Annotated in this window: 18 protein-coding genes; 16 read left to right on the top strand and 2 right to left on the bottom strand. The window is 46.5% G+C overall.

From position 1 onward, the window contains the following. The first annotated feature begins 228 nt into the window (after window positions 1-228). The 8 genes from GC130_RS23360 (at window position 229) to GC130_RS23325 (ending at window position 7,824) form a co-directional block, all read left to right on the top strand. On the top strand, window positions 229-477 hold the full coding sequence (locus tag GC130_RS23360) for a type B 50S ribosomal protein L31 (RefSeq protein WP_152000786.1): 249 nt from the start codon (window positions 229-231) through the stop codon (window positions 475-477). Between the two features lie 79 nt (window positions 478-556). Further along, entirely contained in the window at window positions 557-1,756 is a 1,200-nt protein-coding gene (locus tag GC130_RS23355; protein ID WP_152000785.1) for a GlmU family protein, read from the top strand. After that, complete coding sequence (locus tag GC130_RS23350) at window positions 1,757-2,899, top strand: DNA polymerase III subunit delta' (RefSeq protein WP_152000784.1); 1,143 nt, start codon at window positions 1,757-1,759, stop codon at window positions 2,897-2,899. It begins immediately after the preceding gene. A gap of 2 nt (window positions 2,900-2,901) precedes the next feature. Then, window positions 2,902-3,345, top strand: coding sequence for a RimK/LysX family protein (locus tag GC130_RS23345; RefSeq protein ID WP_152000783.1), 444 nt, complete (start codon window positions 2,902-2,904; stop codon window positions 3,343-3,345). A gap of 22 nt (window positions 3,346-3,367) precedes the next feature. Beyond that, window positions 3,368-4,303 (top strand): hydroxymethylbilane synthase, encoded by a 936-nt coding sequence (gene hemC, locus GC130_RS23340; protein ID WP_193217967.1) that lies wholly within the window; start codon window positions 3,368-3,370, stop codon window positions 4,301-4,303. Further along, complete coding sequence (locus tag GC130_RS23335; RefSeq protein WP_152000782.1) at window positions 4,300-5,163, top strand: peptidylprolyl isomerase; 864 nt, start codon at window positions 4,300-4,302, stop codon at window positions 5,161-5,163. Before hemC ends, GC130_RS23335 begins: the two co-directional genes overlap by 4 nt. Window positions 5,164-5,166: 3 nt before the next feature. Then, window positions 5,167-6,060, top strand: a complete 894-nt coding sequence (locus GC130_RS23330; RefSeq protein ID WP_152000781.1) for an SDR family oxidoreductase — start codon at window positions 5,167-5,169, stop codon at window positions 6,058-6,060. 300 nt (window positions 6,061-6,360) lie between these two features. Beyond that, complete coding sequence (locus tag GC130_RS23325) at window positions 6,361-7,824, top strand: glycoside hydrolase family 32 protein (RefSeq protein WP_226940592.1); 1,464 nt, start codon at window positions 6,361-6,363, stop codon at window positions 7,822-7,824. A 35-nt stretch (window positions 7,825-7,859) separates the two neighbouring features. Here the strand turns inward: GC130_RS23325 and GC130_RS23320 are convergent, their stop codons facing one another. Further along, the gene (locus GC130_RS23320; protein WP_193217966.1) at window positions 7,860-10,481 is read right to left on the bottom strand and encodes a WG repeat-containing protein; all 2,622 of its coding nucleotides are present in this window, start codon (window positions 10,479-10,481) and stop codon (window positions 7,860-7,862) included. 174 nt (window positions 10,482-10,655) lie between these two features. Here GC130_RS23320 and GC130_RS23315 point away from each other — a divergent pair, with 174 nt between their 5' ends. The 6 genes from GC130_RS23315 to GC130_RS23290 are packed head-to-tail and all read left to right on the top strand — an operon-like array spanning window position 10,656 to window position 18,756. Then, window positions 10,656-14,942: a hypothetical protein gene (locus GC130_RS23315; RefSeq protein WP_152000778.1), complete on the top strand. Its 4,287-nt coding sequence runs from the start codon at window positions 10,656-10,658 to the stop codon at window positions 14,940-14,942. After that, window positions 14,929-15,336: a gamma-glutamylcyclotransferase gene (locus GC130_RS23310; protein ID WP_152000777.1), complete on the top strand. Its 408-nt coding sequence runs from the start codon at window positions 14,929-14,931 to the stop codon at window positions 15,334-15,336. The genes GC130_RS23315 and GC130_RS23310 overlap by 14 nt, the downstream gene beginning before the upstream one ends. Continuing rightward, entirely contained in the window at window positions 15,333-16,385 is a 1,053-nt protein-coding gene (locus GC130_RS23305; RefSeq protein WP_201568577.1) for a mechanosensitive ion channel family protein, read from the top strand. The genes GC130_RS23310 and GC130_RS23305 overlap by 4 nt, the downstream gene beginning before the upstream one ends. A gap of 58 nt (window positions 16,386-16,443) precedes the next feature. Next, entirely contained in the window at window positions 16,444-17,373 is a 930-nt protein-coding gene (locus tag GC130_RS23300) for a polysaccharide deacetylase family protein (protein ID WP_152000776.1), read from the top strand. 21 nt (window positions 17,374-17,394) lie between these two features. Next, window positions 17,395-18,270: a hydroxypyruvate isomerase family protein gene (locus tag GC130_RS23295; protein ID WP_152000775.1), complete on the top strand. Its 876-nt coding sequence runs from the start codon at window positions 17,395-17,397 to the stop codon at window positions 18,268-18,270. Between the two features lie 15 nt (window positions 18,271-18,285). Next, window positions 18,286-18,756, top strand: a complete 471-nt coding sequence (locus GC130_RS23290; protein ID WP_152000774.1) for a hypothetical protein — start codon at window positions 18,286-18,288, stop codon at window positions 18,754-18,756. Here GC130_RS23290 and GC130_RS23285 read toward each other — a convergent pair. Continuing rightward, window positions 18,753-19,787 (bottom strand): PD40 domain-containing protein, encoded by a 1,035-nt coding sequence (locus tag GC130_RS23285; RefSeq protein WP_152000773.1) that lies wholly within the window; start codon window positions 19,785-19,787, stop codon window positions 18,753-18,755. The two genes, GC130_RS23290 and GC130_RS23285, sit on opposite strands and share 4 nt — an antisense overlap. 222 nt (window positions 19,788-20,009) lie before the next feature. Here GC130_RS23285 and GC130_RS23280 point away from each other — a divergent pair, with 222 nt between their 5' ends. Next, window positions 20,010-20,423, top strand: a complete 414-nt coding sequence (locus GC130_RS23280; RefSeq protein ID WP_152000772.1) for a hypothetical protein — start codon at window positions 20,010-20,012, stop codon at window positions 20,421-20,423. Window positions 20,424-20,455: 32 nt separating this feature from the next. Continuing rightward, entirely contained in the window at window positions 20,456-21,871 is a 1,416-nt protein-coding gene (locus GC130_RS23275; RefSeq protein ID WP_152000771.1) for a murein L,D-transpeptidase, read from the top strand. The last annotated feature ends 31 nt before the right edge of the window (window positions 21,872-21,902 follow it).

Genomic DNA, 21,902 nt, shown 5'->3' with positions numbered 1-21,902 from the left:
TCTACCCCTATACAAACCCAAAATAGTTGACCAGGGGGGCTTGTTCCCCAATTGGAACCCAAATTCACCATAGAACTCTCTATGACAACTTATTTATCCTAACTTCATATCGTTTAGGACGCTATTGACTTCAAAGGTAAATATTTGGCGTTCACAATTGGAGCAAAAAAAAGCTTTTGTTATATTTGCCGTCCGATTTAGGAATCAGTTCCTTAAAAGACTTTCAAAATGAGAAAAGACATACATCCAGAATACAGAGAAGTGGTATTTCAGGACACTTCAAGCGACTATTCTTTTATTACTCGCTCGACAATGAACTCTGAGGAGACCATTAAGTGGGAAGATGGTAAAACATACCCGGTAGTGAAAGTGGAAGTGAGCTCAGCTTCACACCCTTTTTACACAGGTAAGAAACTGTTTGTGGATACTGCTGGCCGTGTTGAGAAATTCAACAAGCGCTATGTAAATAAGAAATAAGCAAAACACTTCTGAAAAGAAGTTTGTGCAAAAAGTCTTTAGGATGCTTAGTTCCTAAAGACTTTTTTATTTTTGCGCCATGAATATTATTCTCTTCGACGATCCTATTCTGCGCCTCCAGCTTTTACCCTTCACCTATACCCGCCCGTTGGCAGACATACGGATAGGTATATTAAAGGTGAATGAGAAGTGGCAGAAGCTTACCGGACACAAAGTGTCGTTTCTCACCGAGAATTATCTGTCTGCGAAATTTCCCACCCACTTTGCATCTGACAATTTCTATATAAGCGGTGCCTTGTGCCCCACCGAATCGCTTGTTCAGGCTATTATTAACCTTGGTGAAAACGAAGGGCTGATGGTTGGCGATTACCTCGCTGCTTTTCATTCGTCCGCTCAAATACCATACAGTGAGCTTGCCAGCTTAAAGCTGAAGAAAAAAGTGGTTTTTGAAGGCGAGGCTCATTTGATTGACCGTCCGTGGCGGATTTTTCAGTGGAATGGTGCGCAAATTCGCAGCGACTTCGACTTAATCACTGCGGGCCGGATTTCTGAGGACATTACCGACCCATTTACCCGGGTTTATAATCCTGAAAATGTTTTCATCGAGCCGGGGGCTTCTATTAAAAGTGCGATTATCAACGCTGAAAATGGCCCTGTTTATATAGGAAAGAATGCCCAGGTAATGGAGGGGGCCATGATACGAGGGCCCTTTGCCATGGGTGAGCAGTCGATTATTGGCATGGGAGCAGCTATCCGTGAAAACACCACCGTAGGGCCCCATTGCAAAGTAGCAGGCGAAGTTTCCAATGCGGTGTTTTTTGGCAACAGTAACAAAGGCCACGACGGCTACCTGGGCAACGCTGTTTTGGGAGAATGGTGCAACCTCGGGGCTGATACCAATGCCTCCAACCTCAAAAATAATTATGCCAATGTGAAAGTCTGGAGCTTCGCAGATGAGGCCTTCGTTGATTCCGGATTGCAATTTTGCGGCTTGCTAATGGGCGACCACTCCAAATGTGGCATTAACACCATGTTCAACACAGGGACGGTAGTTGGGGTAAGTGCCAATATTTTTGGCGGTGGCTTCCCCAAGTCTTTCGTTCCCTCTTTCGCCTGGGGCGGCTCGGAAGGCTTCACTACCTACAGAATTGAGCAGGCGCTTGATACTGTCAGCAGAGTGCTGGAGAGAAGAAAGATGCCATTGGATGAAACAGAAAGAACGATATTGCTGGAAGTATTCGAAAGGTCAGCTAAATTCAGGTCGTGGGAGGAAGAATAGATGCAATTTAGAGACATACCAGGGCTAATAGAAGAGAAATCGAGGCTGATTGCCTCGGTGCAAAAGAATCACATGGCTCATGCTCAGCTTTTTAACGGGCCGGAGGGCAGCGCCAACCTTTCTTTGGCCTTGGCCTTTATTACATACATCAACTGCGACAAACCAGGTGACACCGATTCGTGTGGTGCATGCCCTTCATGCAGCAAAATGGCTAAGCTGGTTCATCCCGACGTCACTTTTGCCTTTCCCATTGCAGACATTCCCAACAAAGACTTTAAGGAGGTGGTTTGTAAAAACTACCTCAAATGGTGGAGGCCTTTTCTGGTGGAACAGCCCTATGGTAATCTGCTGGACTGGACTCGCCATTTTGGAGCGGAGAGCAAGCAGGCTATTATTTACAGAGAAGAAAGCCGGCAAATTATCAGCGCCCTGTCGCTGAAGGCCTTTGAGGGTAGGTATAAAGCCATGCTCATTTGGCAACCCGAAAAAATGAATATTCAGGCGGCCAATGCTTTGCTGAAAATAGTAGAAGAGCCACCGGAAAACACCTTTTTCTTCTTCATTTCCAACAACTATGAGGCCATCATCAACACCATTATCAGCCGGACGCAGCTGGTAAGTGTCAGGGGCTTCACTGACGAGGAAGTGGCCGACTACCTTGTAAAAACGGCCGAAGTGGATGCAGCAAAAGCGCATTCGATGGCCCGGCTGGCTGCCGGCAATATGAACCTGGCGCTGAGCCTGCTCAACGAGGTTGAAGACGAGTCGACGACCATTTTCAGAGAGTGGATGCGGATTTGCTGGTCGTCGGATTTTGAGGGCATGGCCGGGCTCACTGATAAGTTCAACGGCATGTCGAAAATGGCTCAGCGAAGCTTGCTGGAATACGGCCTTACCATTTTCAGAGAGTCGCTCATTGTAAATGCCGGCGAGGCCAGCTTACAACGAACGATGCCTCATGAGGAAGAGTTTGTCAGCAAATTTGCCAAGTCGATATCCCTTCCCATCATTGAATCGGCTTCCAGGCAGTTGAACGACTCTATTTATCACCTGGAGCGAAATGCGAATCCACGGATTTTGTTTATGGACTTGTCACTCCAAATGGCCGGGCTTCTAAGAACAGGAGTGATCCAATACCAATGAGAATGAAGAGCAGCTATACCATTGGGAGAAATGACATCATTGACTTGCCGGAGTTGGATCTTTTCAATATAAAAGCCAAAATAGATACTGGCGCTTTTACCTCCGCCTTACACTGCTCGAGAATTAAAGTAAGTGACAGGGAGGGCACGCCGATAGTCAGTTTTCAGATTTCAGGGGCTACCATTGGAAGGAAGGGCAGTACTAAATTTGAAACAAGTGATTTTACGCAGCGGAAGATCAAAAGCTCAACCGGACACATCGAAAACAGAGTGATCATCAAAACACGCCTGGTGCTATTTGGTAAAAAGTTCAGAACAGAATTCTCGCTCACTGATCGTTCAGGCATGAAATTCCCAGTACTTTTGGGTCGCAAGTTTTTGAAAAAAGGGTTTGTGGTGGATGTGCGGGAAGAAAACCTTTCTTTTAAGATGAAGATTGCACAGTAGAGAAAAATTAAAGCTAGTTGTTGTGGAGAAAATAAAAATAGGAACCAGAGGAAGTTTGCTTGCTATGTGGCAGGCTGAGCACATTGCTGAGCTTTTGAACAAAGCAGGTCTCGCTACTGAGCTGGTAACCATCGAAACCAAGGGTGATAAAGTGCTCGACGTTTCTATAGCCAAAATTGGCAGCAAAGGGGTTTTTACTGAGGAATTGGAGGAACAGCTGGCCAGCGGAAGTGTGCATATTGCTGTGCACAGCGCCAAGGACATGCAGTCGACCCTGCCCAGGGGCTTTGAAATTATCGCCTTTACTGAGCGTGAAAGAGTCAATGATGTACTGGTAAGCCACAAAAATGGGATCTCGCTCGAAGACAGAGAAACACCGATTGTGGTGGGCACATCTTCCACCCGCAGAGTCGCCGTGTTGAAGCACTATTTCCCACATATAAAAACAGTGGAAGTGAGGGGAAACCTTCAAACCCGCTTTCGCAAAATGGAAGAAGGCCACTGCGATGCACTTTTGCTGGCATACGCTGGTGTCCACCGCATGGGGCTTGCTGATAAAATTGCTCAGGTGCTCGATACAGATTTATTTGTACCGGCCGTTGGTCAGGGCTCGGTAGCTGTGGAGGCAAGTGCTTCTCTTGATCCAATGATCAAAAAAGCCATAGCAGATGCTGTCAACCACCAAAACACCGCCGCCAGGCTCATAGCTGAAAGGGCTTTTTTGGAAACGCTGGAAGGAGGCTGTAGCATTCCGGTATTTGGACTGGCTACTTTACATGAGGACAGACTTAAGATCAAAGGGGGTATCATAAGCCTGAATGGGAAAAGGATTGTGCAGGACGCTATTACAGGAAAAGTTGCTGACGCACGGGCGCTTGGCAAAAAGTTGGCAGAAAGACTTCTTGACAAGGGAGGAGATGCTATATTGAAAGAGATTAAAATGCAACTTAAGAAATGAGCAGAGTGAAGCAGTTATTTTGGGCGCTGTCGTTGGCGGTGTTGATTACATCCTGCCGGGGAAACAAGGACTATCTTGTGACAATTCACACTCCTTATGGGGACATGAAGGCGGTTCTGTACGACGAGACACCACAGCACAAGGCAAACTTTTTGAAGCTGGCAGAGAGTGGTAAATACGACAGCACAATTTTCCACCGTGTCATGGAGAATTTTATGATACAGGGCGGTGATATCAACCGCAAAAAGCCCCGGGATAAAAAAGAGCCAGAGTATACAGTCGCTGCGGAGTTTATACCCAGGTATTTTCACAAAAAAGGCGCATTGGCTGCGGCCCGACAGCCAGACGAAGTGAACCCGGACAGGGCCTCAAGCGGCAACCAGTTTTACATTGTGCAGGGAACGGTTTATGAATCGGAGGAAGCCCTGAAAGTAGACCAGGAAAAGCTGGGAATGGCCATCAGAAAGCTGCTCGAAGATTCTACGCAAGTGGAGGTGAAGAACAGACTGACTGAGCTCTATATGGAGGGAAGGAAGACGGGAAATTTTGATGCCTATACAGCCGAAGTACAAAGTCTGATTCCGCTCGTTAAGGAAAAGGTCACTACTGATATTTACGTTGAGAAAACTTTCTCACCTGAAAGGGTAGAGGCTTACACAACGATAGGCGGGGCACCCCACCTGGACGACGAGTATACCGTTTTTGGCCAGGTGGTGGAAGGACTGGATGTTGTGGATAAAATTGCCGCAGTCAAAACCGTGCAGACCGTACCCGCTGTTGAAGTATATATGACAGTAGAAGTCGAGGAAGTGTCCAAAAAGGAGCTGACTAAAAAATACGGCATTCAATACAAAGAATAAGCTATGTCTATACTGATCACCGGAGCTAACGGCCTGCTGGGTCAAAAGCTGGTTGTACTTCTTAGAGAAAAAGGCGAAGACTTTCTTGCCACTGGGAGAGGGGCCAGCAGGATTCCACTGGAAGGTATCCGGTACCAGTCAATGGATATTACTGACGCTGAGGAAACGCTAAAAATCATAGGCACTGAAAAGCCGGAAGTGGTCATTCACACCGCCGCTATGACCAATGTGGATCAGTGCGAGACGGACAAGGAGGGCTGCTGGTTGCAAAATGTAACGGCGGTAGAAAACATAGTAAAAGCCTGCGAAGCCAGCGGTGCATTTCTTTTGCATCTTTCTACGGACTTTATTTTTGATGGGGAGGACGGCCCGTATGACGAAGAGGCCAAAGCTAACCCGGTGAGCTACTATGGGGACAGCAAGTTGGCAGCGGAAAAGGCTGTGATGGCTGGTAAAATAGATTGGGCCATGGCCCGTACCGTGTTGGTGTATGGCATTGCTTTCGACATGAGCCGGAGCAACATTATTTTGTGGGTGAAGAAAAGCCTTGAGGACGGCAAAACAATCAACGTGGTGAACGACCAGTGGAGGACCCCCACGCTGGCAGAAGACCTGGCCATGGGCTGCTACCTCATTGCAAAGAAGAAGGCTAAGGGCATTTTTAATATTTCTGGCAAAGACTTCATGAACCCTTATCAAATGGCTATTGCCACGGCCGACTATTTTGGTCTGGACAAGTCTTTGATCAATGAAACGGACGGCTCAAAATTCAGCCAGCCAGCCAAGCGCCCCCCTAAAACTGGTTTTGTGCTGGACAAGGCAAAGGAGGTGCTGGGCTACGATCCTCACAGCTTTGAAGAGGGGATAGCCGTGTTGGCGGAGCAGCTCAAAAAATAGGCGGTCATTTTTAAAGTCTTGGCAAATCTGCCCTTTCCTTTAGTATTTTATGCGTATGTATTCTAGTGATCAAGTGGCAAGTCACAGTACCCCGCCAGCTTCTCATTTGGCAACGACTTCCCGATACAGATTTTGCAAAAAAAGTAGGCGGGAGCCTCGAAGTCATTCGAAGCTTTCATGAAAATGGCTACTTGTTTCGATATCTTCCGGTAAAATTGGATATTGGACCTTATGAAGACTATTGAAACAACCTCCTTGTTATGCGTGTTCTTGTACCTGCTAGCGTGTCAAAGTAAGCCAATGAAAGAACCTCAGGTAAAGCTCTATCAGGAAAAATTCCGCCCTCAGTTCCACTTCTCTCCTGAAGCCCACTGGATGAACGACCCTAATGGGATGGTATATTATGAAGGTGAATATCACTTGTTTTACCAGTATTACCCGGACAGCACCGTTTGGGGGCCTATGCACTGGGGGCATGCCGTGAGTCCTGACATGGTGAAGTGGGAACACTTACCTATTGCCCTTTATCCTGACAGTCTCGGCTATATCTTTTCTGGCAGTGCAGTGGTTGACTGGAACAACACGGCTGGCTTTGGCACTGAAGCCAACCCAGCCATGGTAGCCATTTTTACCTATCACGATGCAGCGATGGAAAAGGCTGGCAAAGAGGACTATCAATACCAGGCAATAGCTTTTAGTCTTGATAAAGGCCGTAGCTGGACCAAATATGAAGGAAACCCAGTGCTGCCCAACCAGGGAATTCGTGACTTTCGTGACCCCAAGGTGAGCTGGAATGCCGAGGCCGGGAAATGGATCATGACGCTGGCAGTTGCTGACCATATCAGCTTTTACAGCTCGCCCGACTTGAAGAACTGGTCTTTCGAAAGTGATTTCGGCAAAGAATTAGGAGCGCATGGGGGTGTTTGGGAATGCCCCGATCTTTTTCAACTGAACGTAGAGGGTAGTAATGAAGAAAAATGGGTGCTGCTGGTGAGCATCAACCCTGGCGGGCCCAATGGCGGGTCGGCTACACAGTATTTTGTGGGAAGTTTTGATGGCAAACAGTTTGTGCCCGATGAAGAAATACCGACCACGAGGTGGGTAGATCAGGGCACCGACAACTACGCCGGCGTCACCTGGTCGGATGTGCCTGCTGAAGATGGGAGAAGACTTTTCCTCGGATGGATGAGCAACTGGCAATATGCACAAGTGGTGCCTACCGAAGCCTGGAGAAGTGCTATGACTTTGCCGAGAGAACTTAAGCTAAAGCGGGTCGGAAGCGAGCTTGTGTTGACCAACTTCCCGGCAAAGGAGGTGGGAAACATTGTTGGCAGTGGGAGGTCGTTCCAACCAGAAAATGGTCAGGTAATCGAGCTTACGGATGTTCTTGTGACGATTGACTTGGCGCTGGATGGCACCAGCTTCGATGGCCTTTCGATCAGCCTGGGCAATGATGCCGGTGAGGTGGTGCTGATTGATTTTTCAGATTCAGCGGTTTCAATCGACAGGTCAAAATCTGGTCTGGTAGATTTTGAAAAGGGCTTTGCTGCTACTCACGTTGGGAAACTGCTTACCGGTGCTCGCCCAGCCTCGATTCGGATATTTGTCGACACGGCGTCGCTGGAGATTTTTATCAATGAAGGTGAGCTGGTACTGACCGAGCTGGTTTTTCCAACACAACCTTACGATAAGCTTACGGTGGGCTGGCAGGGAGGCGCAGTAGTGAAAAATGTAACCCTCAGCAAAGTAGAAGCTATTTGGTAGCAACCACTTTTCGCTCGCTTTGTTATTGCGAGCAATTACTGGCAGAAAATTTTGTCATACTCCTCACCCCGAAAGGCTTGCGATTTGATGGGATTACCTTTGGCATCAGCGTAAACTACCACATAAAATTCGGCTTCTCGCACATGCTTTTCGGCGAAATAAAGTGGGAGAGTGTCGCTTCCAAGGTTAACGAGGTCGTTGTAGGTGGGAGCAAGCACCACGCCGTTTTTGCTGCTCAAAATTCCATACCCATCATTAGTATATATCTTTAGGATTCTTTCTTCCTTGTCGTCTCTCACCACCTGAAAGTTGATGAAAGGCATATAATATGTTTTTTTCCCATCCAGGGAGGTGATGTTCCACAAGCCTTCTTTCAGTGTCATCACCAGGGAGTCGTTCCATACCTGCACCTTCTCATACTCAAAAGGAAGCACAGTTTTCCCTTCAAAATTAGTTAAGCCGGTTGCCCCTTTGAAGGTGGTAGTGAGCAATTGGTCATTAAAATACCTCGCACGGGTTTCATATTTAGGAGCTGCCAGAGCGCCGGTGGCCAGGTGATAACTGCCAAATTTGCCGTCGAGCAGCACGGTTACCAGCCCTTCTGCATCGGCCTGCCCAATTCCGTCGTATTTGATAGCCAGGGTTTGCTTACCCGTGGTGTCTACAATGCCTTGTTTCCCTCGGTTTTCAACAACCAGGTAATTGGGAGAAAGATAACGAAGTGAGCCTTGTTTTAAGTCAAACAGAAGCTTCCCCTGCATGCTGTAAACCTTTTTCAGTTTACTATTTTCTATCACCAAAAACTGACTTTTGCTGTCATAATTGTCCTTTCGGTAGGGGTCGCCAAGCACGTACACCTTGTCGCCTTTAGTGAAATCGACCCTGGAGCCGTTATTAAAGTGTGCAGTGCCTTTCAGGTCTTTAAAGGTAAGAGCAACGTCTTCATTGATAAGTTTTGCAGAGTCGAGTCGGAAAATGATCCCCCGGGCGCTCTGCTTATTAACAAGTGCCCATGCTGTGTCGCTTTTCCATGCCAGCCACTGGGAATTGAATTCAACTTCCGGAAAAAGATTGTCAGAGTATTTTCGAGTGTCAGCATAGAAAATACGGTAGCCAAAAGGCTGCTTCACGAGCCAGTTGTCTCCCATGGGATAGATATTTTGAACACCCATCGGAATAACAACTTCCTGGTTTTTGTCAATGATGCATTCTGAATCACCATTGTAGCCAATCATGTCTCCGTTTGGCAACTTTTCCAATTCCTCGTAGACGAAAGAAAGCTTTAGCTCTTCCTGATTGGCAACGGCAGCAATTTTTTTAATGTTGGTGAAGGCCAACAGGTCATCTTTTATAAAAATCCAGAATTGGCCTTCCACAGTAATGTCATCATACTGCGGACTGACAAGAATCCGGCCGTTGTAGGTAGCCAGGCCAGCTTTTTCTCCTTTTGTGATGAGCAGCAACCTGTTGTCGAGCAGCGCAATGTCGTCATATTGCCGGGCAAGAATCTGGTAGCCGGATTTGTGCCAGACTCCCATCTTTCCTTCCGATCCCGCCTTGATCAACCCACCGCCGATACTCTCAACAACATCCAACTCCCCCTCCGTAATTACAGCTCCCTGACGGTTAATAATCTTACCATCCACCAGCAAAAACTCACTTACAATGTCGCCGCATAGGTAACCGCTACTTATCGATGAAAAGGTAGGCTCAAACAGCACGGCACCGTTTGGCTTCAAAAACCCATATTTCTCATTTTCGTAAAATGGCACCAGATACATGTTTTCAAGCTTTCGCAGGTTGTCAAGCGAATCCTGAATGGCTCTCGTGGGGGTATAACGTGAGTAGTATTGAAAGTTATAGGCTGCCTGGTCAATGGTAAAAAGGAAATCGAAAGCCCGTTTTTTCATGTGCGAGTTGGGGTACTCTGCCATGAACCTAAGGTACGACTCGGGCTCATTGGCCGCAGTCATGATTTCGAATATTTGCTCTTCAGCCTCCTTTCTAAAAGGGGTAGCGGGAAAATTTCTGAGAAAATCTTTGAAGCTGCTAAGCTTTCTATCTTTCGTAAGGTCGTTGAAAATAAGCACTTTATACCGTTCCTGGGCTTCAGCCACCTGCTCAGCCTCGGGGTAGGTTTCGTAAAACCGCTGGTAGGCCTGCCATGTATTGACTTCGGAGGCATTGCTAAAAGCAACACTATCTCTTTTTGTTCTTGCAAGGGGCACCTTGTCGGCATCAGCAAATTGCGCCATGAAGTCTTCGTAGGCCGCAACATCGCCCTGTTCGACAGCTCTTAGAAACGCCAGGCTGTCTATTCGCTCCTTTTGTACTTCAAAAAGAGACGGGTAAAACCCATTCTTGATACTTTTTCCCTGCTCTTTTTCAGTAAGCAATGGCCAGTCGACTCTTGCTGCAAGTATATATTTTTGGGCGCTGTCAATACTGTAATCGGGAAGTGAGTCAATCGTGTAGATAATTGAGTAGAGATAATTGCCCCCGGGGTTAACGATGTCGTCCTGTAACGATTCTATAACTATTCCTCTGGCTTTGTCTACATCGCCCTTGGCTAGCGCCTTGGCAGCTTTTTTGTTTTTATCGGCATGCAACGAAAAACTTATCAGCACTGTCAGTACCAGCAAGAAGGGTTTGTGCATTTTCATAAATAGTCGATACCGATATATTTTAGCTGATCTCAATTACTATAGACTGCGAAATTACTAATTTTATTGTGGCTAAGCAGACAACACCACTTCTCTTTGTACTGAATGATTAGCAAATTTCAGTATTAGTAAGTATTTAGAAAAAACCTGATGGCTATGGTGTAATTTATGAAGCTTCCCCGCCCACCCCGAAAACAGACACGGCTTTCAAGTTATCTGCTGAAGATTACTCTCATCACTTCTTTGTCGGCAGTGGCTCTGTACTTTTTATCTATTGGCACCCTCAGGGAGATGGCTGTTAAGCTGGCCGGAACGATCATTGTGCAGGTAGTGGAAGAGGAGAGCGATGGTTTTTACGGCGTTAGCTTCGATAAAATTGAGATTGACCTTTTCAGGCGGCAGATCAACTTCAGCAACTTTCGGCTGAGCGTAGACTCGGTGTCGCAGAATCGGTTCCATTCAGGGGAAGATAGCCGTGAGAACATGTATATTACCCACATACCGCTTCTCACGCTGAGAATTAAGAGTTTGTATGACCTTTACCTGAATCGTAATTTACAAGTCGCTGCGATAGATATTCTCCAGCCAGATATTAAGTGGTACAAAAACCCGAAGGAGGAGAAATTTGTTACGCTGTCGTTGGAAGCAGGGGATTTTTACCAGCTGATAACTGATTACCTGAATCATTTTGAGATTACAGATTTCAAAATCACTGAAGGCTATTTCACTTATATCAAAAATCTGAATGATGTTCAACAGACCTACCTGGTAGGCCCGGTCAATGCGTCAGTTGATAACTTCGAGATAGGGCAGTCAGTGAAGAGCGAGGATAGGTTTTTGAACACCGAAAAGCTTTTGTTGCAAATAAGCAAGCAAAGCGTGAAGTTGGCAGACAGTATTCACGTGGTAGAATTTGACGACCTCTCCCTGTCAACCGAGACTTCCGACATTGTATTTACCAACCTAAAGCTTAAACCAAGGGTGGAAAAGCTGCCAGTGCCCGACAGTGTAAATAGCTACGAGGTCTTCATTCCCAAGTTCAGGCTAACAAACGTCGATTTTATTCAGGCCTACAACGATAACATCCTTAAAATAGGAGACATATTTTTTGAACAGCCCGCCATCAATATTAATGAGGTAACCAGGGTTACCAGAAAGCGGGGAGAAAATCAGGAGAGCACTTCCATTGTAGAGCTTCTCACCTCTCTTTTCGATGTGATTGAAGTTCAAAACTTTGACCTTGACAGGGCCTTATTGGATCTCAAGTTCTATGGAGGAAAGAACCAGGATCGGTTTACCGTGCAAAATGCCAGTGTTGGCCTCAGAAAGTTTCGAATAGACACCAGCACCGTTATTTTCAGTCGGGACAACAAGATTTTTGAGCACATCGATTTTACGGTTGACGAGTACGCTTACTTTCTGCCAGACAGCATTCACCGATTGTTTATTAAGAAATTTCGGTTTTCGACGCTCGATTCCATTATCCGTGGCGACAGCCTGGTGATTGCGCCGATACAGGGTCTGAGTCAGAGGTGGTTTGCTGAGAAGGCCGATATGCAAAAGCGATTTTATGTGCCCGCTTTTGAGCTTAGTCAGGTGGAGCTATGGAACGGCTGGGAAAACAAAGAACTGGTGGTTGGGAAACTCGAGGTGAGTAGCTCCGAGTTTTTTCTAAAAAGGCTCAATGACCCGAAGAAAAAGATCGGTTTTAGAGAAATAGCCAACTTTTACCCCTATATCAGCCATATATTCTCAAGCCTGTCGGTGGCCAAACTTCAGGTGGACAAAAGTGAAGTGTACTTTTACGATAGAGAAAAACAGCGGTTCAGTTCGCCGGAAATCGAGGTGCTTGCAAGCTCCTTCCGGGTCGATAGCCTTACCCAGCTCGACTCAACAAAATTTTTTCACGCCGATGATTTAGTTGTGAAAGTGGGGCAATCCCGGCTGCTTTTCCCTGACGATTCCCATATTCTGGAGATAGGAGATTTCAGTTTTAACCCGATCAAGGGTAATTACATCGTTGAGAACGTGGTGGTAACGCCCTATACGCCATCAGGCTGGTCGGCTGAGGGGAAAATCAGACAGATGAAAATGACCGGTTTTTACCTGAAAGAATTTTTGATAGAGGGTGAATGGCTGGCCGACAGCGTGATGTTGATAAACCCCGACATCAGGATCAACTCATACAAGAGGCGGAAAGGCCTGAAAAAGGCCTCTCTGGGGAAAGTGGAAGTAAAGAAACTGGACATATACAGAGGCAATCTTTTTGTGAACCTGAGAGACACTTCTTCGCTGCAACTTTCCGATTACTCAATTGAAATGACCGGTGTTGGGTACCAAATTGGCCGGACTAACAATTGGCATATAAACGATGCAAGCACAAGTATTGCCGGGCTCAAAATTGCTTTGCCGGGCAAGGTGAACATGGATGTGAAAGAGATTAAAGCGTCACTTAGTGACTCAACTTTTTCGACCCTCAATTTTAACTATACACTGCCACCAGGAAAGGGGCTGGCCAGGCTTGTAACACCGGGTATTGACATCAGCGGAATAGATATACTGGCAGTTATAAAGGGTGATCATATTAAATGGAACCGGGCGACTTTCGGCGGAGCGAGCATCGAATGGACGGTCGCAGCAGGGTCGTCTGAGGGAAAAGGAATTGAAGCCGCAATCAACAAAGTAAAAACCCGGATACTTGGTGGCTATGACTATGTGAAAGGAAATGAGATACACTTTCCGCTGCGCTTGCTCACAACCCGACAGGACACCATTTCAAAAAGGATTAGCAATATCAACTTTGACCTGGGCGACATTTATTTCGACAAACAGTCTACCGTTGCCAGTTCGCCCATAGGCTTTGCCCGGGATATATCTATGGAGACAAACCAGCAGGATTTTTCCTGGCTGGACGGGTTCGATACTTTTACCTTGAGCAGATTGTTACTAAGCACGGCCGACCGGAAGATTTCTCTACTGGACTTTCGTCTGGCTACTGACAGGGAAGGTAAGTTTATTGCTATGGCTTTTGCTCCGCAGCTCGATATTTCTGGGCTGGATTTAAAGGAACTGCTGCTTACAGGCAATTTTTCCGCAGATTCGATACAGGCAAGGTTAGATTTTTTAGCCATAGATGATAGAAATAACACAGCCCCAAAAGGCGGCAAGATTAAGCCAGCAAACGGAAATGCTGCACTTGGTAATTTGGAAGTGAGGTATATCAACATCGACGGCGACAAGCTAAGCTATCAGAATGCAGCAAAGAACCGTTCGTGGGAGATTCCTTCATTTGAGATACAGCTCAGGGGTTTCCTGATGAATGAGAATCAGAAGATGAAAGAAGATCGTTTGCTGTTTAGCGAAGCTTATAAGGTGTCGTTGGACAATATCGCTTTTCGCTTGCCCGACAGCCTCTACAGAGTTCAAATTGACAGACTTTCTATTAACTCTCAGGCGCCACAGGTGGTGATTGAAGGGCCCACCGTATTGCCTTTCTACGGTATGTACGAGCATGCGCACGTAGTAGGGCATCAAACTCCCTGGGTACAAGCGAAGGGGCGACAGATAGCATTATATGATCCCAATCTTTTTGGATTGCTTCAGGGTGATGAAATTGTTGCTCGCAAGGTCGAATTAAGCAATTTTTATGTTCGCATGTTTAAGGACAAACGCATGCCATTTCCTGCTGACCAGGTAAGAAGCTTGCCACAGCTTCAGCTTTTGGAAATGAAAATGCCATTGCAAATCGACTCGCTTTTGCTCACAAATAGCGCCTTGCTCTACCTGGAGTTTGCCGAAGATGGCACCGAGCCAGGCGAGTTGATGATTTCGGAGCTCAGCGCACGGGGAACAAACATCACCAATAAGCCTGAGGCCATTGCCCGTAACTCTTACGCCAACTTGCATGCGCAGGCGCTCATGATGGATGCAGGACTACTGAAGGCCGACTTTGTGTTTGATTTGACTAGCAAAGCTGGTACCCATTATGTGACCGGCACTGTCGGCCCAACGGATCTTCAAAAAGCAAACTCTTTTCTTGTCCCAATAACTTTTGTTCAGGTGAGGGACGGCAAACTCAACGAAGCCTATTTCAACTTTGAGGCCGATACGTCTGTGGCTGTTGGCAACATGGATTTTCTTTACAACGATTTAAAGATAAACGTGCTAAATAGAAAAGAGGAAAAACAGGGAACCGGGAAGGCCTTTGAAAGTTTTTTTGCCAACGCATTTATCGTTTCCTCTAACAACCCTACTCTTTTTTCTACCCGCCAGGGCGGGATTTTCTTCGAAAGGGATACATCAAGGAGTATTATCAATTATTGGTCAAAGGCGTTTTTAAGCGGTGTTATCAGCAGTATTGGTGCCCGGAGCAACAAAGACAAAATCAAGCAATGGCAGGAGGAGGTATACGAGAAGAACGCCACGCAGCAAAGTGGAACCAATGAAGAAAAGTGATTTGATCTTTGTTTACGGCACACTCATGTCAGGTTTCGAAGGACCCTGTGCAGTTTTCCTCAGGAAAAACGCCAGCCTGCTGGGAGAGGCCAGCTGTAGTGGGTACCTTTACCGTGTTTCCTGGTACCCGGGCCTGGTGTTGTCGCCTGAGGCGCTGGCTTTTGGTGAATTGTATAAAATCAAGGAATCGTCGGAAGTAACTTTTTGGGCCACCCTTGATGAATATGAAGGGGTCGACCCTATGCTGTTAGTAGGCGATGAATATATCAGACAGCAGATAGACGTGCGAATGGATAGCAAAATGCTTACGGCGTGGACCTATTTGTTCACTGGCCCGAAGAAAGGAAAGCCGATTGCAGGGGGCAGGTTTTATCCAGATAAAAGTGCACTATGATGGATTTTCTCAATAAAATTCCTTTGCCATCACTAATCATTCTAAGTGGGATTGTTGGTGGGCTAATCATAAGGTTTATTATCGTTCTGAGTATAAAATTGGGGTTGAGGGGAAGTGATCAGACTGACTTTATCAACTCGCTGAGAAAGGTGAAAACTGCCAGTTTCTCGCTGGTTCCTATATTGGTTATCTTTCTGACTTTTACATTCTACGATCCCGATGATTCTTTCGGCAAATGGCGCCAATTGTTTCAGATATTACTGATTATTTCGGCCACCTGGTTTCTCATCAGGGTTACCCGGGTTTTTCAAGACATTATCCTTAGCAAATATGACGTTGGCAAGGATGATAACATACAGGAGCGGAAGGTCGTTACCCAGCTCACATTCATGAAAAAGCTAATTATTGTTGGCTTGTGCATCATTGGGCTATCAGCCATCTTGCTGAGCTTTGAGGAGGGCAGAAAATTCGGAGCCGGTCTCATTACCTCAGCAGGAATTCTCTCCATCATTGTTGGACTAGCTGCGCAAAAGACTATTTCCAATCTGCTTGCAGGGCTGCAAATTGCCTTTACCCAGCCCATCAAAATAGACGATGTGGTGATAGTGGAAAAGGAGTGGGGTAGGATTGAGGAAATTAACCTCACTTATGTGGTGGTGAAGATATGGGATTTGCGAAGGCTGGTGGTGCCTATCACTTATTTTGTGGAGCAACCTTTCCAAAACTGGACAAGAACCGAGGCCAGCCTGATTGGTACGGTGTTTATTTATACCGATTTCCGACTTCCCCTTGAGCCGCTGCGTCAGCAGTTGGCAAAATACCTAAAAACGGATTCTCTCTGGGACAAAGAGACACAAGTTGTTCAGGTTACCGACACCACAGAGTCCACCATGCTGGTGCGAGCCCTGGTTTCCGCCCGCAACTCGTCAGATGCCTTTGACCTGCGGTGCAACGTGCGGGAAATGCTTATCACCTTTATTAAAGACAACTACCCACATTATCTGCCAACCACACGGGTTTTGATGGAGCCTGTGGATAAAAAGGAATAAAGCTTTTGAAATAGGGGAATAGGTGATAATTTGATAGTTGATTATTACACCCGCTCTCATGATTTCAAAAAAGGTACTGATTTTTTTGTGTCTATTGACAGCCACCGTTGCGTGTCAACCACCCAATACAGCAGAAAAGCTGGGTTATCCGGCCGACACCAAACTCTTGATCATTCATGCCGACGACCTGGGAGTGGCACATTCAGAAAATGCCGCCTCTATTGAGGCTTTTGAAAAAAGCGGCATCAGTTCGGCCAGCATCATGGTGCCGTGTCCCTGGTTTCCCGAGATAGCGAGATACGGAAGAGAACACCCCGATAAAGACCTTGGACTTCATCTTACGGTGACAGCCGAATGGGAAAACTATAAATGGGATGGTGTTTCAATGCCATCACAAATTCCGAGTCTTATCGGAGCCGATGGCTTCTTCTATCCTACTTCAGAGGAAGTGGCGCAGAAAGCCAAACCAGAAGAGGTGGAAAAGGAAATAAGGGCACAGGTGCAAATGGCTATCAACGCTGGCCTAAAGCCCTCACATCTTGATTCTCATATGGGGAGCCTGTTTCAAACCCCTGACCTTTTCAAAATCTACCAGAAGGTGGGGAAAGAGTTTGGCATACCTGTGATGATCCCCGCCGGATTGTTAGAGGCAGCGCCACCACTTTTTGAGGCGATTGATGAGGTTTTTGTGCCGGTTAACCGTCTATATATGATGGGGGAGGGTGTGGCTGCCGACCAGTGGGGCAGTACCTACACAGGTTGGATGAAAGAGTTGCAACCCGGACTTAATGTGTTGCTGGTGCATCTGGCTTATGACGACGACGAGATGCAGGCAGTTACAGTCAATCACCCCGACTTTGGAGCTGCATGGCGGCAAAGAGACCTCGATTATGTACTGAGTGATGAATTTAAAGGAGTGCTCAAAAGCGAGGGCATTCAGCCAGTGACCTGGCGACAGATACAGGAAATAACTTTTAACCAGAAATAGCCTACTTAAAATATATTTACCATGAACATTTCAAGAAAAGAAGCATTAAAAAAGATGGCCGTCTCCTCCCTGGGGGTGGCGATGGCGCCATCTATCATAAGCCAGGCGGCTCCGGCAACGGGCAAAGCAGCACGGAAGGGCAATATCAACCATTCTGTTTGTCAGTGGTGCTACGGCAAGAAGACGATAGAGGAACTTTGTGAGGCTGCCGTCGATATCGGAATCAAATCGGTGGAGCTACTGGGGGAAAAGGACTGGCCTATGCTCAAGAAGTATAACCTGCATTGCGCTATGGCCTATGGCTCGAACATTGGGCTCAACAAAGGATTTAATGACCCCAGCCTGCATGCAGAGCTGCTGAAGCAATTTACGGCGTCAATACCAAAGGCTGCTGACGCTGGTTTTACCAATGTGATTACCTTCTCCGGCAACCGCAACGGCATGGATGACATGGTAGGCTTGGAAAACTGTGCCAAAGGGCTTGAGCCTGTGATGAAGGTGGCCGAAAAATACGGTGTTACCATCAGTATGGAGCTGCTTAACAGCAAGCGCAACCACCCCGACTACATGTGCGACTTAACACCCTGGGGCGTGAAGCTGGTGGACAAGCTGGGCTCACCCAACTTCAAGCTGCTATACGATATCTATCACATGCAGATCATGGAAGGTGACGTAATTGCTACGATCAAAGAATTCCACCCATACATTTCGCATTACCACACAGGTGGCGTACCAGGCCGCAACGAGATTGACGAAACACAGGAGCTTTACTACCCGGCTATCATGAAAGCCATTATAGAAACAGGCTTCAAAGGCTATGTAGCGCAGGAGTTCATTCCTAAAAGAGAGGACATGTTTGCCTCACTGAGGCAGTCGATTGACATCTGTGATGTTTAATCAGGTATAGACGCATTGGAAAAGACAATCCTTCTTGGATCTGGAAATAAAGAGTTCTCTCTGAAAGCTCAGAGAGGACTCTATTTTTTTCTCGGATCACTTTTTCTGCTCCAGGGGTCGTTACATTTTTGGAAGCCTGATAGCCGTCCGGGCTGGTGGTGGATTTTGACGATGCTACTGATGCTAGGCGGCATATTTTACTTTTTTATGGCCCTGACGATAGCCTCCGAAAGGTCAAGGTATTCCCCTAAGGTTAGAATAACAGATGATAGAATAGAGTTCCGCCGTGGCTTTTTTCAGAAGAATACGATCGTGCATTGGGTTGATATAACGGGAATTACACTGCTGTCATTCTCTTTCATATTTGAATTGACTGAAGGTCAGCGAAATGTCAAATACCATACTTCAGCATCAACCTCAAAAGAAATTAAAGAGGCGATAAGGGAAATGGCAGAAGCCAAAGGCATTGAAGTGGATGGCGGTTAATTAATCATCTTCTCCACTCCCACATAATACAAATCAAATCCACCTTTGCCTCCCGGTCTGTTCGACGAGAACAAGAGAAGATTGTTGTCAAAGCCCGTATCGTAGGTCAGGATCACAGGCCTGTATTCATCAAATTCCGTATTGATACGCTCCCCGAAATTGACCGGCTCTGACCAGGCATTTCCTTCGTAAAGACTGTAGTACAGGTCAAAGCCACCATAGCCACCGGGTCGGTCGGAGGTGAAAACCATTAGCCTGCCATTAATAAAGGCGCATTTATCGTTTCCTTCAGCGCTGCTGATGGAGAGTTTCTCAGGTGCAATAGCCTCAGCAGATGACAGTGAAACAATGGGGTCATCAATAGTCATGTCGATTTGATAAAAATCATAAACACCATCCTTGTCGGAGCAATAGACTAACTTTTCCACTGAAGCAGGCCTAGTAATATACCTTGATTCCCATTTAAAATCTTTACCAAAGAATGCTGGATAAAGCTCATTGGCTTCCGTGTTAACCATGGCGAGGCCAATGGGCGATGCTGCTGCTACCTGACTGCTTTCGGTGGGATCAACATAAGTAAATTTGATATCAAAATTGCCGGCACAATCATTAGCATACAAGAACAAATAGGTCAACTTGGTGTTGTTGTTCACCTCGGTTTCGTAAGTAAATGAGTATGGCCCCAGTTCATTGCAGAATGTGTTGACAGAGTCGAAGAGGGAGCGCATCGGTAACGAAGTGCCCCGGGCCTTATTTATATCAATTGTTAAATGTTCCGCAGCATAGTCCCATTGCAAAATGAGGTTCTTACCAACAATGTCGTAATGATTTACATCTCCCCTGTTTGATGAGAAATGAAACATGTGCTCACCGTGAATTACAGGAAGATCCATGTTGTAGTCGTCTGCACTCGAGTTGACGGCTTCAAAGTTGACCACGTCGTCAGGAAAATGGCCTTCCGAATATTTATTGCTTTTGTCGCAAGAGGATGCGATTAGCAGGATGAAGAATATTTTGACGAGAAATTTCATATTTTAAATATAGTTCAAACGCAGGACACGTATGGATATTGTGTCGTTGCCTTAGACTTGTCAAGTGCCTTGTTGAGAATAATCCCTTGACCAGAATCACCATTTCCCACTGACTTCAATCATCCAATAGCGGCGCCTAAAAAGGTAGTTTTATATGTCATCAGGTCATCAGCAAGTGCCGATCGCCTTGAGGACAGGAATAGTAATTAAACACGTACAGCCATGACTACCAATTATCAAAAGATTTACGAACAACTGGGCAACCTGTTTTTTGCCATCGCTATGGCCGACAACCACCTCAAGCACAAGGAGGTGGAAAAGCTGAAGGAACTTGTGAATAAAGAGTGGGTGCCTTTGGAGCATTCAACAGATGAGTTCGGCACTGATGCCGCCTATTACATTTACATATCGTTTGATTACCTGACCGACAGTTTCACGACAGCCGAGGAGGCCTTCAATACATTTAAGGAGTATTATGAAATACACAAGGCTGTTTTCAGCGAAAAATTGAAGGCCAAGATACTAACTACGGCGACTGATATTGCGGTCTCTTTCAGAGGAATAAGCAAGGCTGAGCATGAGTATTTGGATAGGCTGGAGCACCTGTTTGAAGTGAAGGCCTCTCAGCTGAAGTGAATAGTGGGGCTACGGGCGGCAAGTGAAGAGAAATGAGAAAAAGGGTCACATACCACAGTGCAGTGTTTATCGCCATTTTAGTGGCGGCTGTTATGGTAGTGCTCAACAGTTGCAAACCAACAGTGGGCCATGTGCTAGGTGGCCCGGACGATTCCCTGGAAATTGGAGTGGCTGCCACGACAGTTGATACCACCTTGCTCAAAGAATATGGCCTGACTTCGACATTGTCCGTTTTGGTATTCTACAAAGGCAACGGTGCTTCGCTGGCATGGTTCAATGATGGCAAATTGCTGCCAGCAGCCGATTCGATGCTGCAGATGGTGGGGCGGGCCGGGGATTATGGCCTGTCACCAGCATTATACAAGTTGGATGAACTGGAGGTTTTGCGAAATGAGGCTCTGATTTTTCGGTTTACCACACCCAGCAGGTTGGACATTCTCCTGACCGACGCATTTGTCTCCATGGCCAGGCATTTAAGGCATGGTCTTTCCCGCCTGGTTATCAACTCCCATGAAATGGATGTTGCCTACGCAGAGCTGCTGAACGAGGCGCTGAGAACGGGTGAGGTAAGGAAGTCGCTTGAGTCGCAAGAGCCTTGTGGTGAACAATACCTTGCCTTAAAGGAAGAACTGAAAAATCTTTTAAGGAGGCAGTTGGATCCAAAAGTTGACCCTGCCAGCACTCAGAGCCAAATTTCGAAGCTAAATGTCAACATAGAAAGGTGGCGCTGGGAAGCCGGGCCGCTGCCAGAAAGGTATGTGTTCATAAACATTCCTGCCTATCAGCTTTCAGTGATAGAAGGAGGCGAGGCAGTACTCCAGTCGAAGGTGATAGTGGGTGCTAAAAGTACTCCCACGCCAGTGTTGGAAAGCAGCATCTGGTGTTTGACAATCTATCCTTACTGGACAGTGCCACGGAGTATTACAATAAAGGAAATCCTGCCAAAGGTAAAAGTAGATAGCAGCTACCTAAGCAGGAACCTTTACGAGGTACTTGACGCCAGGAGTAATACCGTCGACACAAGAACGATCGATTGGTCTTTGTACGATGAAAATAACTTTCCCTACTATCTCCGGCAGAAGGAAGGGCGGGAGAATGCACTGGGAATTGTTAAGTTTCGGTTCGATAACCCTTACGGTGTTTACCTGCACGATACAAATGCCCCAAAGCTTTTTTCAAGAAAGGAACGAGCGCTGAGCCACGGCTGTATTCGCATGGAAAAGGCAGAAGAGTTTGCCTATTATCTGGTAAGGAACGACACAGTATACAGCAACCCTTTATTGCTGGAGCAATATTTTAAGCTTAAGAAACGCACAGAGATAAGCGTCATTCAGCCTATTCCCATTTATGTCAGGTATTTCACTGCCTGGGCAGAAGACGGTCAAATAGTTTATTACCCCGATGTGTATAATAAGGATGGTTGGGTGCTTTCCCGTGTGATTCTCTGAAACAGGCCGAAGGAGTGAGGCACGGCAGGAA

It is taken from the genome of Imperialibacter sp. EC-SDR9, assembly GCF_902498805.1.
Classification (GTDB): Bacteria; Bacteroidota; Bacteroidia; order Cytophagales; family Cyclobacteriaceae; genus Imperialibacter.
The sequence above is the reverse complement of the archived record's forward strand: the minus strand, read 5'-3'. Positions and strand labels throughout refer to the sequence as shown.

What these genes read in the sequence shown, in the direction of transcription:
- GC130_RS23360 (WP_152000786.1), top strand. Translation starts at nt 229, where the DNA reads ATGAGAAAAGACATACATCCAGAATACAGAGAAGTGGTATTTCAGGAC.
- GC130_RS23355 (WP_152000785.1), top strand. Translation starts at nt 557, where the DNA reads ATGAATATTATTCTCTTCGACGATCCTATTCTGCGCCTCCAGCTTTTA.
- GC130_RS23350 (WP_152000784.1), top strand. Translation starts at nt 1,757, where the DNA reads ATGCAATTTAGAGACATACCAGGGCTAATAGAAGAGAAATCGAGGCTG.
- GC130_RS23345 (WP_152000783.1), top strand. Translation starts at nt 2,902, where the DNA reads ATGAAGAGCAGCTATACCATTGGGAGAAATGACATCATTGACTTGCCG.
- GC130_RS23335 (WP_152000782.1), top strand. Translation starts at nt 4,300, where the DNA reads ATGAGCAGAGTGAAGCAGTTATTTTGGGCGCTGTCGTTGGCGGTGTTG.
- GC130_RS23330 (WP_152000781.1), top strand. Translation starts at nt 5,167, where the DNA reads ATGTCTATACTGATCACCGGAGCTAACGGCCTGCTGGGTCAAAAGCTG.
- GC130_RS23325 (WP_226940592.1), top strand. Translation starts at nt 6,361, where the DNA reads ATGAAAGAACCTCAGGTAAAGCTCTATCAGGAAAAATTCCGCCCTCAG.
- GC130_RS23320 (WP_193217966.1), bottom strand. Translation starts at nt 10,481, where the DNA reads ATGCACAAACCCTTCTTGCTGGTACTGACAGTGCTGATAAGTTTTTCG.
- GC130_RS23315 (WP_152000778.1), top strand. Translation starts at nt 10,656, where the DNA reads ATGAAGCTTCCCCGCCCACCCCGAAAACAGACACGGCTTTCAAGTTAT.
- GC130_RS23310 (WP_152000777.1), top strand. Translation starts at nt 14,929, where the DNA reads ATGAAGAAAAGTGATTTGATCTTTGTTTACGGCACACTCATGTCAGGT.
- GC130_RS23305 (WP_201568577.1), top strand. Translation starts at nt 15,333, where the DNA reads ATGATGGATTTTCTCAATAAAATTCCTTTGCCATCACTAATCATTCTA.
- GC130_RS23300 (WP_152000776.1), top strand. Translation starts at nt 16,444, where the DNA reads ATGATTTCAAAAAAGGTACTGATTTTTTTGTGTCTATTGACAGCCACC.
- GC130_RS23295 (WP_152000775.1), top strand. Translation starts at nt 17,395, where the DNA reads ATGAACATTTCAAGAAAAGAAGCATTAAAAAAGATGGCCGTCTCCTCC.
- GC130_RS23285 (WP_152000773.1), bottom strand. Translation starts at nt 19,787, where the DNA reads ATGAAATTTCTCGTCAAAATATTCTTCATCCTGCTAATCGCATCCTCT.
- GC130_RS23280 (WP_152000772.1), top strand. Translation starts at nt 20,010, where the DNA reads ATGACTACCAATTATCAAAAGATTTACGAACAACTGGGCAACCTGTTT.
- GC130_RS23275 (WP_152000771.1), top strand. Translation starts at nt 20,456, where the DNA reads ATGAGAAAAAGGGTCACATACCACAGTGCAGTGTTTATCGCCATTTTA.